The sequence below is a fragment of the Sphingobium sp. MI1205 genome (assembly GCF_001563285.1).
Taxonomy (GTDB): Bacteria; Pseudomonadota; Alphaproteobacteria; order Sphingomonadales; family Sphingomonadaceae; genus Sphingobium.
The window spans coordinates 1,226,489-1,241,852 of record NZ_CP005188.1 but is presented as its reverse complement, the minus strand read 5'-3'; the positions used below and the strand labels follow the sequence as shown (position 1 = coordinate 1,241,852).

Annotated in this window: 13 protein-coding genes; 12 read left to right on the top strand and 1 reads right to left on the bottom strand. The window is 64.5% G+C overall.

The annotated features are described in order from the left end of the window. Positions 1-154 precede the first annotated feature (154 nt). From K663_RS05945 to K663_RS05905, 9 genes are read left to right on the top strand one after another with little or no spacing between them, the layout of a single operon-like run. Positions 155-823, top strand: coding sequence for a haloacid dehalogenase type II (locus K663_RS05945; protein ID WP_062115346.1), 669 nt, complete (start codon positions 155-157; stop codon positions 821-823). An 8-nt stretch (positions 824-831) separates the two neighbouring features. Continuing rightward, positions 832-2,115 carry an NAD(P)/FAD-dependent oxidoreductase gene (locus K663_RS05940; protein WP_201026681.1) on the top strand — a complete coding sequence of 428 codons (1,284 nt, stop codon included), beginning with the start codon at positions 832-834 and terminating at the stop codon, positions 2,113-2,115. Positions 2,116-2,156: 41 nt separating this feature from the next. Next, positions 2,157-3,659: an ABC transporter substrate-binding protein gene (locus tag K663_RS05935; protein WP_443019000.1), complete on the top strand. Its 1,503-nt coding sequence runs from the start codon at positions 2,157-2,159 to the stop codon at positions 3,657-3,659. Further along, positions 3,659-4,639: an ABC transporter permease gene (locus tag K663_RS05930; protein WP_062115337.1), complete on the top strand. Its 981-nt coding sequence runs from the start codon at positions 3,659-3,661 to the stop codon at positions 4,637-4,639. Before K663_RS05935 ends, K663_RS05930 begins: the two co-directional genes overlap by 1 nt. Next, positions 4,636-5,457, top strand: coding sequence for an ABC transporter permease (locus tag K663_RS05925; RefSeq protein WP_062115334.1), 822 nt, complete (start codon positions 4,636-4,638; stop codon positions 5,455-5,457). The genes K663_RS05930 and K663_RS05925 overlap by 4 nt, the downstream gene beginning before the upstream one ends. After that, positions 5,454-7,271, top strand: a complete 1,818-nt coding sequence (locus tag K663_RS05920) for an ABC transporter ATP-binding protein (protein WP_062115331.1) — start codon at positions 5,454-5,456, stop codon at positions 7,269-7,271. Before K663_RS05925 ends, K663_RS05920 begins: the two co-directional genes overlap by 4 nt. After that, positions 7,268-7,576: a (2Fe-2S)-binding protein gene (locus K663_RS05915; protein ID WP_062115328.1), complete on the top strand. Its 309-nt coding sequence runs from the start codon at positions 7,268-7,270 to the stop codon at positions 7,574-7,576. Before K663_RS05920 ends, K663_RS05915 begins: the two co-directional genes overlap by 4 nt. After that, a complete protein-coding gene (locus K663_RS05910) occupies positions 7,558-8,931 on the top strand; it encodes an FAD/NAD(P)-dependent oxidoreductase (RefSeq protein ID WP_062115326.1) in 1,374 nt (457 codons plus the stop codon). The genes K663_RS05915 and K663_RS05910 overlap by 19 nt, the downstream gene beginning before the upstream one ends. Continuing rightward, positions 8,928-10,064 carry an NAD(P)/FAD-dependent oxidoreductase gene (locus K663_RS05905; RefSeq protein WP_062115324.1) on the top strand — a complete coding sequence of 379 codons (1,137 nt, stop codon included), beginning with the start codon at positions 8,928-8,930 and terminating at the stop codon, positions 10,062-10,064. Before K663_RS05910 ends, K663_RS05905 begins: the two co-directional genes overlap by 4 nt. 49 nt (positions 10,065-10,113) lie before the next feature. Here the strand turns inward: K663_RS05905 and K663_RS05900 are convergent, their stop codons facing one another. Beyond that, positions 10,114-11,586, bottom strand: a complete 1,473-nt coding sequence (locus K663_RS05900; protein ID WP_235589531.1) for an aldehyde dehydrogenase family protein — start codon at positions 11,584-11,586, stop codon at positions 10,114-10,116. Between the two features lie 200 nt (positions 11,587-11,786). Here K663_RS05900 and K663_RS05895 point away from each other — a divergent pair, with 200 nt between their 5' ends. The 3 genes from K663_RS05895 (at position 11,787) to K663_RS05885 (ending at position 15,304) form a co-directional block, all read left to right on the top strand. Continuing rightward, entirely contained in the window at positions 11,787-12,644 is an 858-nt protein-coding gene (locus K663_RS05895; protein ID WP_062115322.1) for a GNAT family N-acetyltransferase, read from the top strand. After that, complete coding sequence (locus K663_RS05890; protein WP_062115320.1) at positions 12,641-14,104, top strand: NAD-dependent succinate-semialdehyde dehydrogenase; 1,464 nt, start codon at positions 12,641-12,643, stop codon at positions 14,102-14,104. The genes K663_RS05895 and K663_RS05890 overlap by 4 nt, the downstream gene beginning before the upstream one ends. Before the next feature lie 123 nt (positions 14,105-14,227). Continuing rightward, complete coding sequence (locus K663_RS05885) at positions 14,228-15,304, top strand: tartrate dehydrogenase (RefSeq protein WP_062115318.1); 1,077 nt, start codon at positions 14,228-14,230, stop codon at positions 15,302-15,304. Positions 15,305-15,364: the final 60 nt, after the last annotated feature.

The following is a 15,364-nucleotide window of genomic DNA, read 5'->3' as shown; positions in this document are numbered from 1 at the left end:
CGTCAAAGGACGGCAAACTATGCCGAAAGACTGCTATAAAAACTTCTGATCTGCGTCGCGCGGCGAACCAATCGGGGACATGTTCTGGTCAGCCCATGCCGTAATGGCTTCATCGAAACGGCCTGATGGCCATCCGACCAACAGGGGGATACCGATGCCCAACTTCCGGCCCAAATATATCAGCTTCGATTGTTACGGTACGTTGACGCGTTTTCGCATGACGGAAATGGCGACCGCCTTCATGGCCGATCGCGTCGCGGCGGAAAAGCTGCCCGCCTTCTGCAAGGACTGGAGCGCCTATCGCTTCGATCAGGTAATGGGTCCATGGGAACCCTATCAGGAAATCATCCGCAATTCGCTGCGCCGCACCTGCAAGCTGTGGAATGTGGAATATTGCGAGGCAGACGCCGACGCGGTCTACCATGCGGTGCCGACATGGGGACCACATGACGATGTACCCGGCGGCCTTTCCAAGATCGGGGACAAGATTCCGCTGGTCATCCTGTCGAACGCGATGAACGATCAGATCCATCACAATGTCGGCATGCTGGGTGCCCCCTTCCACGCCGTTTATACGGCGCAGATGGCGCAGGCCTACAAGCCCCGCATGCAGGCGTTCGAATATATGTTCGACCAGCTGGGCGCGAAGCCTGAAGAGATGATGCACGTGTCCTCCAGCTTCCGCTACGATCAGAATACCGCCACCGACCTGCATTTCGGTTGCCGCGTATTCGTGGGTCGTGGGCATGAGCCGTCGAACGCCTTCTACCGCGACGTCGAAATCCCCCACATCGGCGCATTGCCGGCCGTGGTCGGCCTCTGACCCTCGGCATGAGCGCGTCTCCCCTCTCCTACTGGCTGGCAAGCGCCCCCGCCTTCACCGGCGGGGCGCAGGGCGCGGTCGAAGGCAAGGCCGATGTCGTCATCATCGGCGGCGGCTTTACCGGGCTTTCGGCGGCGCTGGCACTGGCGAAGCGGGGCGCGGATGTCGTGCTGCTGGAATCGGGACGCGTGGCGGGTGAGGCTTCGGGTCGCAACGGGGGTCAGTGCAATAATGGCACGGCCCATGACTATGGCGCGCTTTCCGCCCGCTTCGGGAAGGACGTCGCCAAAGCCTATTATCGCGTCCATTGCGACGCGGTGGACATGGTTGAGAGGATCGCGCGGGAAGAAGGCATCGACTGCGCCTTCAACCGCTGCGGCCGGGTCAAGCTGGCTGCCAAGCCGCACCATTATGACAAGCTGGCGCGGGCGCATGACCTGCTCGCAGCGGAAGTAGACCAGAATGTCCGCCTTGTCCCGCCAGAGAGCATCCGCGAAGAAATCGGATCAGACGTTTTCCACGGCGCGCTGATCCAGACGACCAGCGCGCAACTGCATCCCGGCCGCTTCGGCGTCGGCCTTGCCGAGGCTGCGGCGCGTGCAGGTGCGACGATCCATGAAAATGCCGAAGTCACCGGCCTCGACCGGCTCGCGAGCGGATGGCGCGTAACCACGCCCAAGGGCCAGCTTGTGGCCGATCAGCTACTGGTCGCCACCGGTGGAGCACCCGCCGCTGCGCCCTTTGGCTTTTTCCGGCGGCGCATCGTGTCAGTGGGCAGCTTCATCATCGCGACCCAGCCGCTTGAGCCATCACTGACCGATCAATTGCTGCCCAATCGGCGCAATTATGTAACCAGCAGGAATATCGGCAATTATTTCCGGCTGACCACCGACAACCGGCTGATCTTCGGCGGACGGGCGCGCTTTGCGATCAGCGATCCGCGATCCGACCTGAAGAGCGGGCATATTCTGGAACAGACGATGGGCGAGATTTTCCCTGCGCTCCAGGGCGTGGGCATCGACCATGTCTGGGGCGGCATGGTGGACCTGACCGCCGATCGGCTGCCGCGCGCGGGCGAGCATGACGGGCTTTTCTATTCGATGGGCTACAGCGGCCACGGCGTTCAGATGGCGACATATATGGGCCAGATGATGGCGCGGGTGATGGGCGGCGAGACGAAGGCCAATCCGTGGGCCGACCTGGATTGGCCAAGCGTCCCCGGTCATTTCGGCAAGCCATGGTTCCTGCCGCTCGTCGGCCTGTGGTACAAATGGCAGGATGTGATCCATTGACGGACGACGCTCGCCTTCTGTGGCCCTTTTCCCGTCGCCACATGCTGGGCGCGGCCGGTGCGGGCCTGCTTCTGCCGCAGAGCGCCCTCGCCGCGCCGCCCAGGCCGCGCGTCGGCGGGCGCATTCGGGTGGCCAGCCTTTCAAGCTCGACGGCCGACACGCTCGATCCGGCGAAGGGTGCGCTCTCGACCGATTATGTGCGCCATTACATGTTCTACAACGGGCTGACGCAGCTCGACCGCAATCTCGTCCCCCGCCCCGCACTGGCCGAGCGGATGGAGAGCAGGGATCAGCAGAACTGGCACATAAGGCTGCGCCGGGGCGTCACCTTCCACGACGGCGCCACCCTGACCGCCAGGGATGTCGTCTGGTCGCTGCTGCGGCACAAAGACCCGGCGACCGGATCCAAGATGGCGACGATCGCCGAACAATTCGCCGAAGCGAAGGCGACAGGTCCGCTGGACCTCACCATCCGCCTGACCGGGCCGAATGCGGATCTGCCGACCATCCTCGCCCAGTCCCATTTCCTGATCCTGCGTGCAGGGCACCGGGATTTTCGGACTGTCAACGGCACCGGCCCCTATCTGTGCGCCCAGTTCCGGCCCGGCGTGCGCACGCTGGCCCGGCGCAATCCCCATTACTGGCGCAACGGCAAACCCTATCTGGAAGAGATCGAGCTGATCGGCATTCCCGACGAGGTCAGCCGCGTCAACGCGCTGCTGTCGGGCGACGTGCACCTGATCATCGCGGTCAACCCACGTTCGACCAAACGCGTACGCGCATCGAACCGCCATGCCCTGCTGGAAACCAAGTCCGGCCTCTACACCAATCTCATCATGCGTCAGGACGGGCTGCCCACGGGCAATCCCCACTTCGTCGCCGCGATGAAATATCTGTTCGACCGGCCGTTGATCAAAAGGGCGCTGTATCGCGACTATGCAACCATCGCCAACGACCATCCGATCCCGCCCTTTCACCCCTATTATCGCGCCGACCTGCCGCAGACGTCGCTCGATCTGGACAAGGCGAAATGGCACCTTCAACGCGCAGGGCTGACCGGCGTGCGGATGCCGGTCTACGCTTCCCCCGCAGCGGACGGGTCGGTCGACATGGCGTCCATCCTTCAGGAATATGGATCGCGCGTCGGCCTGAACATAGCGGTCAATCGCGTTCCGGGAGACGGCTACTGGTCAACGCACTGGATGCGGCATCCGCTGACGTTCGGTAACACAAACCCGCGCCCGACCGCCGATCTCGTCTTCAGCCTTTTCTACAAATCCGACGCGGAATGGAATGAATCCGGGTGGCGGAACCCACGCTTCGACCGGCTGCTGATCGAGGCGCGGGGCGAGCCGGACCAGGCTCGACGCAAGCAGCTCTACGGCGAAATGCAGGGACTGGTTCATGACCGTTGCGGCGTCGCCATCCCGGTCTTCATCAGCCTGATCGACGGCTATGACCGGCGTCTGAAGGGCCTTCAGCCGATGTCCACCGGAGGACTCATGGGCTATCAGTTCGCCGAACATGTCTGGTGGGAAGGCTGATGTCGGGCGGCCCCTCATCTTCTGGGCTCAAGGCGGCGCTGGCCCTTACGACCAAGCGCTTCGCCGCATCGCTGCTGACGCTGTTGCTCTTGTCGGTCGTGATATTCACCATCGCTCAACTGCTGCCCGGCGACGCCGCTCAGGAAGCGCTGGGCCAGAGCGCCACAGCCGAGCAGGTGGCGGCCCTGCGCCATGAGATGGGTCTCGATCGGCCAGCGCATGAGCGTTATATTTCCTGGGCCAGCGGCATGTTGGGCGGCGATCCGGGCCAGTCTCTGGTCGCCAACATGCCGGTGTCCGAAGTCATTTCCACGCGCCTGCCCAACAGCCTGCTGCTGGCCGCCCTGACGGCGCTAGTGGCCGTGCCCGTGGCGCTTGCGATCGGCATCGGTTCCGCCATGAACCGTGGCGGACGGCTTGATCGTGCGCTCAACATATCGACCCTGTCGATGGTGGCGGTTCCCGAATTTCTGGTGGCGACGGTCGCCGTGCTGATCTTTTCCGTAAAGCTGCGCTGGCTGCCGTCGATCGCGCTCGTGTCAGACGACATGGGCTGGGGCGACTATCTACGCGGCGCGGCCACGCCGATACTGTGTCTCAGCATAGTGGTCATCGCCCAGATGGCGCGCATGACCCGCGCCGCCGTGATCGACCAGATGGACAGGCCCTATGTCGAAATGGCGCTGCTGAAGGGCGTCGCCCCGGTGCGGATCGTCCTAAAACACATCATGCCCAACGCCGTCGCGCCGATCGTCAACGCGATGGCGCTCAGCCTGTCCTACCTGCTGGGCGGCGCGGTCATCGTCGAAACCATTTTCAACTATCCCGGCCTGGCGAGCCTGATGGTGAACGCCGTCACCAGCCGCGACATGCCTCTGCTGCAAGCCTGCGCGATGATCTTCTGCGCTGCCTATCTCATCCTCATGCTGATCGCCGACGTCACCGCCATCCTCGCCAATCCCAGGCTGCGCGCGCAATGACCGCTTCGTTCATACGCTGGGCCAAGGCCCTTCCGCTTTCGGCCAGGATCGGGCTGATTCTCGTCCTCTTCTGGCTGGCCATAGCGGTGTTCGGGCCGATGCTGGCGCCGTATCCAATCGGTGCGTTCGTGGCTTATGACGTATTCGACGGTGCGTCGGCGCAGCATTGGCTGGGCAGCGACTATCTGGGCCGTGACGTATTGAGCCGCCTGCTGTCGGGCGCGCGCTATACCGTTGGCCTCGCCGCTGCCGCCGCCATGCTGGCGAGCGCGACCGGCACGGCGCTGGCCCTTACCGCAGCGGTGGGCGGGCCGAAGGTGGATGAACCGCTGTCGCGCTTTATGGACACGCTGATTTCGATCCCGTCGAAAATCTTCTCGCTCGTGCTGGTCGCCGCGTTCGGCTCCTCGCTGGCGCTGCTGCTGCTGATCGCGGCGATCACCTATGTGCCGGGCAATTACCGCATCGCCCGCGCACTGGCAGTCAACCTTGCCCAGATGGACTATGTGCAAGTGGCCCGCGCCCGTGGCGAAGGACGCTTTCACATCGCGTGGAAGGAAATATTGCCGAACATGATCCATCCGCTGCTCGCCGATTTCGGCCTGCGCTTCGTGTTCATCGTGCTGCTTCTGTCGGGCCTTTCCTTCCTGGGCCTGGGCGTGCAGCCGCCCGACGCGGACCTTGGCTCGCTGGTGCGGGAGAATATCTCCGGCCTTGGCGAAGGTGCGTTGGCGATCCTGATGCCTGCCATCGCGATTGCGACGCTGACCGTGGGCGTCAACCTGCTGATCGATGGATTGAAGGGGAAGCGTCCATGACCGCTCATGTCGAGGTCAGGGGCTTGTGCGTCACCGCCCGCAATGCGACGGGAGAGACATCCCCGATTGTGAGCGACATCGACTTCGCGCTGAAGCGGGGCGAGGTGCTGGCGTTGATCGGGGAATCCGGTTCGGGCAAGACCACCATCGCGCTCACCATGCTGGGCCATGCCCGGCCCGGCGCAAGGATCGCCGGAGGCTCCATCCGCGTCGGCGAGTCCGAAATCCTGTCGCTTGATACAAAGGGTCTCGCGGCGCTGCGCGGCAATCGCATCGCCTATATCGCGCAAAGCGCCGCGTCCGCCTTCAACCCCTCGCGCACGATCATGGATCAGGTGATCGAACCCGCCCTGATCCACAATCTCATGCCCCGCGCGGACGCGGAGAGGAAGGCGGTCGAGCTTTTCCGCGCGCTGGCCCTGCCATTCCCGGATGTGATCGGTTCGCGCTACCCACACCAGCTTTCTGGCGGACAGCTTCAGCGGCTGATGGCGGCGATGGCGCTTGTCACCGATCCCGAACTGGTGATCCTGGACGAACCGACCACGGCGCTCGACGTCACCACCCAGATAGAGGTGCTGCGCGCGTTCAAGGCCGTGGTGCTGGAACGCGGCGCGACAGCAATCTACGTGTCGCATGACCTGGCGGTCGTTGCCCAGATGGCAGACCAGATCGTCGTGCTGAACCAGGGCCGCATTCGGGAAACGGGTCGCGCCGACCAGATACTGCACCGCCCCGCCGACGAATATACAAAGACGCTGATGGCCGCTGCCCGCCCGGCAATCCGCCCCGCTCCGCAGCAGGCCGATCTGCCTTCCGCGCCGCTGCTGGAAATCCGTGGCATGACGGCGGGCTATGGCAAGATCGGCAAGGACGGCCGCCCACGCATTCCTGTGCTGCGGGACATCAACCTCACCATCGAACGCGGCGCGACCCTGGGCGTCATCGGCGAATCCGGTTCGGGAAAGTCCACCATTGCGCGCGTCATCGCGGGTCTGCTGCCTGCCGCGGACGGCGAAGTGCTGCTCAATGGCGAAGCCCTGCCGCCCGGACTAAAGGGCCGCACTCGCGAGCAGTTTCGCCGCGTCCAGCTGGTGTTCCAGAATGCCGATACCGCGCTCAATCCCGCGCACAGCGTGGGCAATATCCTGTCCCGGCCGCTCGCCTTCTATCATAGCTTGAAGGGCAATGCCGCGCGCCTGCGCGTGCTGGAGCTGCTGGACCTCATCCGCCTGCCTGCGACGGTCATCGACCGGCGCTGCGGCGAGCTGTCGGGCGGGCAGAAGCAGCGCATCAACCTTGCCCGCGCCCTCGCCGCCGATCCTGATCTCATCCTCTGCGACGAAGTCACTTCGGCACTCGATACGGTGGTGGGCGCAGCGATCCTCGATCTGATGGCGGAACTGCGCAAGGAACTGGGCGTCGCCTATATGTTCATCAGCCACGACATTTCGACGGTGCGCGCGATCTGCGACGACATCCTCGTCCTCTATTCGGGCACCATGGTGGAAAAGGGCAAGCGAGAGGGTTTTCGCGCCGCGCCATTCCATCCCTATACCGACCTGCTGATCGGTTCGGTCCCGGAAATGCGCGCGGGGTGGCTGGAGGAAAGCGGCGCAGGCTGTGACCTGCCGCCGATCGGCGATCTGGCCCGCGACACCGACCTGTGCCGCTTCCTTGCCCGCTGCCCGGTGCGGATCGATGGTCGATGCAATATCTTGCCCCCGCCGCGCCATAGCCTGTCAAAGGGCAACAGCATCCTGTGTCATCATGGAGAAGAGAGTTTGACGCGAATTCAGGGTGTTGCCGCATGAGCGGACGCTTCGTTCGCCTGGGCGAAACGGATCGCCCCCGGATCATGCTGCAAGTCGATGGTCAGTCCGTGGCGGCGCTGGAAGGCGACACGTTGATGGTCGCCCTGCTCAGCACCGGCGACACGCTGCGCCAGTCGGAATTTGGCGATGGTCGGCGGGCCGGCTTCTGCCTGATGGGCGCTTGTCAGGATTGCTGGGTCTGGACCGAAAGCGGTGATCGGCTGCGGGCCTGCTCCACCCTTGCCGCGGCGGGCCAGCGCATCCTCACCAGCCAGCCGGAGGCGACATGGCCGAACCTCGCATAATCGTCGTCGGCGCGGGGCCGTCCGGCGTGCGCGCCGCGGAGGCCGTTGTGCAGGCTGGACTGCGCCCCATCGTCATTGACGAGGCGCGCCGGGCGGGCGGCCAGATCTATCGCCGCCAGCCCGACAATTTCACCCGGCCTTACGAAAAGCTCTACGGCACCGAAGCCGACCGGGCGAAGGCGCTGCACGACAGTTTCGACGCGCTGCGGGACAAGGTCGACTATCTGCCCGAAACGCTCGTCTGGAACATCGCCGAAGAACATGTCTGGACGGCCGCTGGCAATGCGCAGCAAACGCTGCCCTATGACGCCTTGCTCCTTTGTACCGGCGCGACGGATAGGCTGTTGCCGGTCAAGGGCTGGAACCTTGCGGGCACATACAGCCTGGGCGGCGCGCAGGTCGCGCTCAAGTCGCAGGCTGTCTCCATCGGGCGCGAAGTGGTCTTCATGGGCTCCGGCCCGCTCCTCTACCTCGTCGCCTCGCAATATGTGCAGGCTGGCGCAAAGGTCGCGGCCGTCCTCGACACCTCGCCTTCAGGCGCCCGGTTCAGGGCGCTGGCCGACCTTCTCGCCCTGCCTTCGGTGCTGTGGAACGGCATCCAGCTCACTCGCGCACTGGCCAGGGCTGACGTGCCCATCCATCATCAGATCACGCCGGTCGAAATCAGCGGCGACGGCGAAGCCGGCGTGAACGCCATCCGCTATCGCACGGCGTCCGGCGCGGAAAAAACGATCGCCTGCGATGCGGTGGCGATGGGTTATCATCTGCGTCCCGAGACCCAGCTTGCCGATCTTGCCCGCTGCACCTTCATGTTCGATGCGGGGACGCGCCAATGGTTGCCGCAGCGCGACCAGGATGGCCGATCCAGCACGCAGGGCGTCTATCTGGCAGGCGACGGCGCCAAAATTCTCGGTGCGCGTTCCGCCGAAGCGAGCGGAAGACTAGCCGCGCTGGCTGCATTGGCGGACCTTGGCCTGACAATCGACAGCGGCGAAATGACTGCCCTGCGCCGCGATGTCGCCACCTACGCCAAATTCGCGCGGGGGCTGGCAAAGGCATTCCCCTGGCCCGCGCATCAGGCGGCGGCATTGCCCGACGACACCATCATCTGCCGCTGTGAAGCGGTCAGCGCGGGCGATCTGCGCGCCGTCATGCGTGAAACCGGCGCGGTCGAAGCCAACCGGGCCAAGGCGTTCAGCCGCGTAGGCATGGGCCGCTGTCAGGGGCGTTATTGCGGCCTCGCGGCTGCGGAACTGATCGCCGCCGAAGCGAAGATCCCCGTCCAACAGGTCGGTCGCCTGCGCGGACAGGCGCCGGTCAAGCCGCTCCCCATCGCCATCGGAGAAGAAGAATGAGCGCGGCCAGCGACGTCATCATCGTGGGCGGCGGCCTCATGGGCTCCTCCGCCGCGCTGTTCCTGCGCGGCCATGGCCTGTCGGTCACGCTGCTGGAAACCGACCTGATCGGGCGGCAGGCCAGCGGCACCAATTTCGGCAATGTCCGGCGGCAGGGCCGCGCCCTGCACCAGCTTCCGCTCGCCAACCGCGCCCTTTCCATCTGGCGCAAGTCGCGCGAGCTGCTGGGCGCGGATATTGAATATCTCCAGTCCGGCCATATCCGCGTCTGCTATCGCGAACGCCCCGAACTGGTCGGCGCGATGGAGGATTATGCCGACAAGGCCCGGCATGAGGGGCTGGACCTTGAGCTTCTGAGCGGCAACGCGCTGCGGGCGAAATTCCCCTTCTTCGGGGCGGATGTGCTGGCCGGTTCCTACTCGGCTATGGACGGCCACGCCAATCCGCGCCTCGCCGCCCCCGCCTTTGCCCGCGCCGCCCAGCGCATGGGCGCGAACATCCACGAGAACACGAAGATCGTGGACGCGCAGAAGGTCGGCGATGATTTCATCGTCACTGCCGAAAATGGCCGCACCTTCCGCGCGCCGATCCTGCTCATCACCGCCGGCGCATGGGGCAACGCCCTTTCCTCCCAGTTCGGTGAGCCAGTCCCCATCGTCCCACGCGGCCCGAACATGAGCGTGACCGAGCCGGTGCCCTATGCCATCCACCCCGCCGTCGGCGTCATGACCCCGCTGGAGGAGGAAACCGTCTATTTCCGGCAGGTCGCGCGCGGCAATATCGTTCTGGGCGGCAGCACGCGCGGGCCGTCCTATCCGGACGAGTATCGCGCCTATGTGCTGCCCCAGAACACCGTCAGCCAGTTGAAGCAGATCCGCCGCCTCGCGCCCGCCCTGGGCAAGCTCAACATCATCCGCGTATGGTCGGGGATCGAAGGCTATATGCCCGACAGCCAGCCCGTCATGGGGCCAAGCGCGACCACCAGCGGCCTCTATTATGCCTTCGGCTTTTCCGGCTCTGGTTTCCAGATCGGGCCGGGCGTGGGTGAAACGATGGCGGAAATCATCGCGAAGGGCGCAACGGATATCCCGATGGAGCCGTATAACATCGCCCGGTTCGCGCAAACCACCTGACCTTCCTCCGTTCGCTGCCAACGGCGCTGTCAGCGAACGGAGGAAGGGATCAGAACTCGATCAGCGCCGTCTTGATCTTGAGGTTCGCCACATAGGCTTCGCGCCCCAGATCCTTGCCGATCCCGGACTGCTTGTAACCGCCAGTCGGCAGGATGAAGTCATTGCTCCTGCCATAGCGATTGACCCACACCGTCCCGGCCTCCAGCGCCCGCGTCGCTCGCAATGCCCGCGCGACGTCGCCGGTATGAACGCCCGCCGCCAGCCCATAGTCGCTGTCGTTGGCGAGCGCATAGGCTTCCGTCTCATCGGCAAAGGTCTGCACCGTCAGCACAGGCCCGAAAATCTCGCCCTGCACCACCTCGCTCTTCTGATCGACATTGGTCAGCAGCGTCGGCGCGAAATAGCTGCCCTCCTGCGGCGCCGTCGCCCGTCCGCCGCCGGTCAGCACTTGCGCACCGTCGGCAATGGCGCGCTTGACGATGCCGTCCATGCGATCCAGCTGCCCTTCGGAAATGATCGGTCCCAGCGTTGTGTCGCTGCGCCATGTCGGTCCCGCCTTGTGCGCTTCGAAGGCGGTGAGGATGCGGTCGATCACCTGATCGGCCACCTGTTCCTGCACCAGCAATCGCGATCCCGCAACGCACACCTGCCCGGCATTGAGCGTGATGGCCCGCGCGACAAGAGCCGCCGCCTTGTCCAGCACCGCATCGGCGAAAACGATCTGCGGGCTTTTCCCGCCCAGTTCCAGCGTCACCGGCTTTGGCCCGGTTTCCGCGCACGCCCCCATGATCGCCGCGCCCGTCCGCGTCGATCCGGTGAAGGTCACCTTCGCCACTTCCGGCCGCCGCACCAGCGGATCGCCGACCGATCGCCCGTCACCTTGTACAATATTGAACACCCCGGCGGGCAGGCCAGCCTCTATCGCCAGCTCGGCCAGCCGCACGATGCTGAACGGCGTCATCTCCGACGGCTTGAGCACAATGGAATTGCCCGCCGCAATCGCCGGAGCGATCTTCCATCCCGCCATCACCAGAGGCAGGTTCCAGGGCGCGATCGCCGCCACCACGCCATAGGGTTCGGCAATTGTCAGCCCCAGCTTGTCAGGCGTCGTCGCGGCAACCTCGCCCCCCACCTTGTCCGCCCATTCAGCAAAGAAGCGGATCGTCTCGGCGGTATAGCTCAAGTCCCATCCGTTGATCTCCCCGATCATGCGGGTCGATCCCATGGCCTCCAGCGGTGCGAGATTTTCCGCGTCCGCTTCGATCAGGTCGGCCCAGCGCCGCAGCACCTTCATCCGTCCGCGCGGGTCGGTCTGCGCCCATCCGCTCGTCTTGTAGGCGGCCTGTGCATTTTCGACCGCTTCGGCCAGTTGGCTTTCATCGACGCAGTCCAATTCTGCCTGCACATGGCCGTCGGAAGGGCGCCTTACGGTGATCGCCTGCCCCCGCCCTTCGACCCGGCGGCCACCGATGAAATTATTGGCCTTTGCCATGCTGACCAGATCGGGGTCGAAACCGTTCACGGCATAATCTCCTGTTGCGCAGCGTCCCTTTAAAATAGGACCGGGCGGCGGCATTTGTCGCAGTCGCGCCGGAAAGCCCGCGCGATATTCTTCCAAAAATAATGCGAAGGCGGCAGCCAATGCTTGTTGGCCCCTTCTAATGTCCCCACACTGATTCATGAACCAAAGGCGGACGGTTTGCCGCCAAGGGAGCAAGACGCATGGCGACGGGCATAGAGGCGATGGTGGACCTTCGGCAGATGACTGCCGACGATTTGACCGCCGCCCACGACCTCTCCCACGAACAGAAATGGCCTCACCGGCTTGAGGATTGGGAAATGATGTTCGGCCTCGGTTCGGGCTATGTGGCCGAACTGGACGGCGAAATTGTCGGCACCGCGATGAGCTGGCTCTATGGCGATGACGCCGCGACGCTGGGCATGGTCATCGTCTCGCCAAAGGCGCAGGGCATGGGCATCGGCCGCCGCCTGATGGATCGGGTGCTGGCCGATCTGGACGGCCGCACCGTCATGCTGAACGCCACGGACGAAGGCCTGCCGCTTTACCGCAAGATGGGCTTTGAACCGATCGGCCCGGTCTTTCAGCATCAAGGCGCGGCCTTCGCCGTGCCCGTCGCGGAACTCATTCCCGACGAACGCGTCCGCCCCTTGGGAAGCAAGGATATGGACACGCTACACATGCTCGCCCGCCGCGCCACCGGCATGGACCGGGACAGGCTGCTCGATGCGCTTGTCCCCGGTGCGCAGGGCGTGGTGCTGACGCGCAGCAATGAACCCGTCGGCTTCGCGCTGTTCCGCCGGTTTGGCCGTGGCTATGTCGTCGGACCCACCATCGCGCCCGATACGGGCGGCGCAAAGGCGCTGATCTCGCACTGGCTGGGGTCCAACAGTGGCATCTTCTGCCGTCTGGACGTGCCGGAGGAAAGTGGCCTGTCCGGCTGGCTTGATGAACTGGGCCTTCCCTGCGTCGGTCGGGTCGTGCGGATGACGCGCGGCCAGCATCCCAAGGCTGACCCCGACATCAGGATTTTCTCCCTCACGACGCAGGCACTCGGATGACACTGAACCTCGACAACCCCGCACTGCTGATCCAACGCGCTTTCATCGGCGGAGAATGGACCGGCGCTTCATCCGGCGCGACCGTACCTGTCGACAACCCAGCAACGGGCGCGATCATCGGCACCGTCCCCGATTGCGGAGAGGCTGAAACGCAGGCAGCCATCGCCGCGGCCCAGGCGGCCTTTCCCGCATGGCGCGCCAAGACCGCCGGAGAACGCGCTGCGCTGCTCGAACGGTGGCACGCCCTCGTGCTCGACAACGCCGCCGACCTCGCCCGCATCATGACGGCTGAGCAAGGCAAGCCGCTGGCGGAGTCTGAAGGCGAGATCCGTTACGCCGCCACCTTCATCAAATGGTTCGCCGAAGAAGGCCGCCGGATCGATGGCGCAATCATCCCCGCACCCGAAGCCAATCGCCGCATCCTCGTTATGAAGGAGCCGGTGGGCGTGTCGGGCGCGATCACGCCCTGGAACTTTCCGGCGGCGATGATCACCCGCAAATGCGCGCCAGCTCTCGCGGCAGGTTGCCCGGTGGTCGTCAAGCCATCCGAACTCACCCCCTATTCGGCGCTCGCGCTGGCCAGGCTGGCACAGGATGCCGGCATCCCCGCTGGCGTCTTCAATGTCGTTACGGGCGATGCTACGGCGATCGGCGGCGCGATGACATCCAGCCCCATCGTGCGGAAACTGTCCTTCACCGGGTCCACACGGGTCGGTGCGCTGTTGATGCGCCAATCGGCCGACACCATCAAACGGCTCAGCCTGGAACTGGGCGGCAATGCCCCGCTGATCGTGTTCGAGGACGCCGATCTCGACCTTGCCGTCGCCAGCGCCATGGCCAGCAAATTCCGTAACGCGGGCCAGACCTGCGTCTGCGCCAACCGCATATTGGTGCAGGACGGCATTCACGACGCCTTCGCTGAAAAACTTGCCAAGGCAGTTTCTGCGCTCAAGGTCGGGCCAGGCGACCAGCCGGGAAGCACCATCGGCCCGCTCATCAACAGCGCCGCCGTGGACAAGGTGAAGGCCCATGTCGAAGACGCGCTGTCCCATGGCGCGCAGATCTTTGCCCAGGCGCCAGAGGGCGCGACCGGCGAACGCTTCGCCACGCCCCTTATCCTGACCGGCGCAAGCCGGGACATGCGCCTGGCTGACGAGGAAACCTTCGGCCCCGTCGCGCCGCTGTTCCGCTTCAAGCATGAAGAGGAAGGCATCGAACTCGCCAACGGCACCAGCTATGGCCTCGCCAGCTATTTCTACACCGAAAATCTCCACCGCGCCTTCCGCGTGGCCGAGCGGCTTGAAGCGGGCATGGTCGCGCTCAACACCGGCGGCATCTCGATGGAGATGGCGCCCTTCGGCGGCGTCAAGATGTCCGGCCTCGGCCGCGAAGGCGCGCATATGGGGATCGAGGAATATCTGGAGGTCAAGACGTTCCATGTGGGTGGCCTGAAACTCTAGCTGTCACCCATCCACCGTTCGGGCTGAACCTGTCGAAGCCCTCTACTTTTCAACAAAGACCAGCCCTTCGACAGTCCAACGAGGCAAGTGACTCGTTCGAACGGGGGCAAATGGGAGCAGGCCATGTCCGCCAACCGCAACTATTCCATTTCCGTCATTCCGGGCGACGGCATCGGCAAGGAAGTCATGCCCGAAGGCATTCGCGTCCTGGAACGGGCGGCAAGCCTCTACGGCTTTTCAATCGACCAGAAATGGCATGATTTCGCCTGTTGCGACTATTGCGCCAAACATGGCCAGATGATGCCCGACGACTGGAAAGCGCAGATCGGCAATCCCGACGCCATCTTCTTCGGCGCTGTCGGCTGGCCCGACACCGTGCCCGATCATATCTCGCTCTGGGGTTCGCTGCTCCAGTTCCGGCGCGAGTACGACCAATATGTGAACCTGCGTCCCGTCCGCCTGATGCCGGGCGTGCCGTGCCCGCTGGCAGGTCGCGAGCCGGGCGACATCGACTTCTGGGTCGTGCGCGAAAATACCGAGGGCGAATATAGCTCGGTCGGCGGCAAGATGTTTCCCGGCACCGATCGCGAAATCGTCATCCAGGAAACGGTGATGACCCGCCACGGCACCGACCGGGTGCTGCGCTACGCCTTTGAACTCGCCGCCACGCGGGACCGCAAGCATGTCACCTCGGCCACCAAATCCAACGGCATCGCCATCACCATGCCCTGGTGGGACGAGCGGGTGGAGGCGATGGCGGCCAACTATCCCGGCGTCACTCATGACAAATATCATATCGATATTCTGACCGCCCAATTCGTATTGAACCCCGACCGGTTCGATGTGGTCGTTGCGTCCAACCTGTTCGGCGACATCCTGTCCGATCTTGGCCCGGCCTGCACCGGCACCATCGGCGTCGCGCCTTCGGGCAACATCAACCCCGATCGCACCGCCCCTTCGCTGTTCGAGCCGGTCCACGGCTCCGCCCCCGACATCGCGGGCTTGGGCATTGCCAATCCGGTCGGCCAGATCTGGTCAGCCGCCATGATGCTCGAACATCTGGGCGAAGGGGACGCCGCTGCCGCCATCATGCGCGCAGTCGAAACCGTCCTTGCCGAACCCGCCCTGCGCACTGGCGACCTTAAGGGCCGGGCCGGTACGGAAGAATGCGGCAAGGCCGTCGCGGACGCTCTCACCTGACCTGGCCTGACCTGACCTTCGGCGGCGCGGCATTTTGTGCTGCGCCGCTCCGCCAAAAAG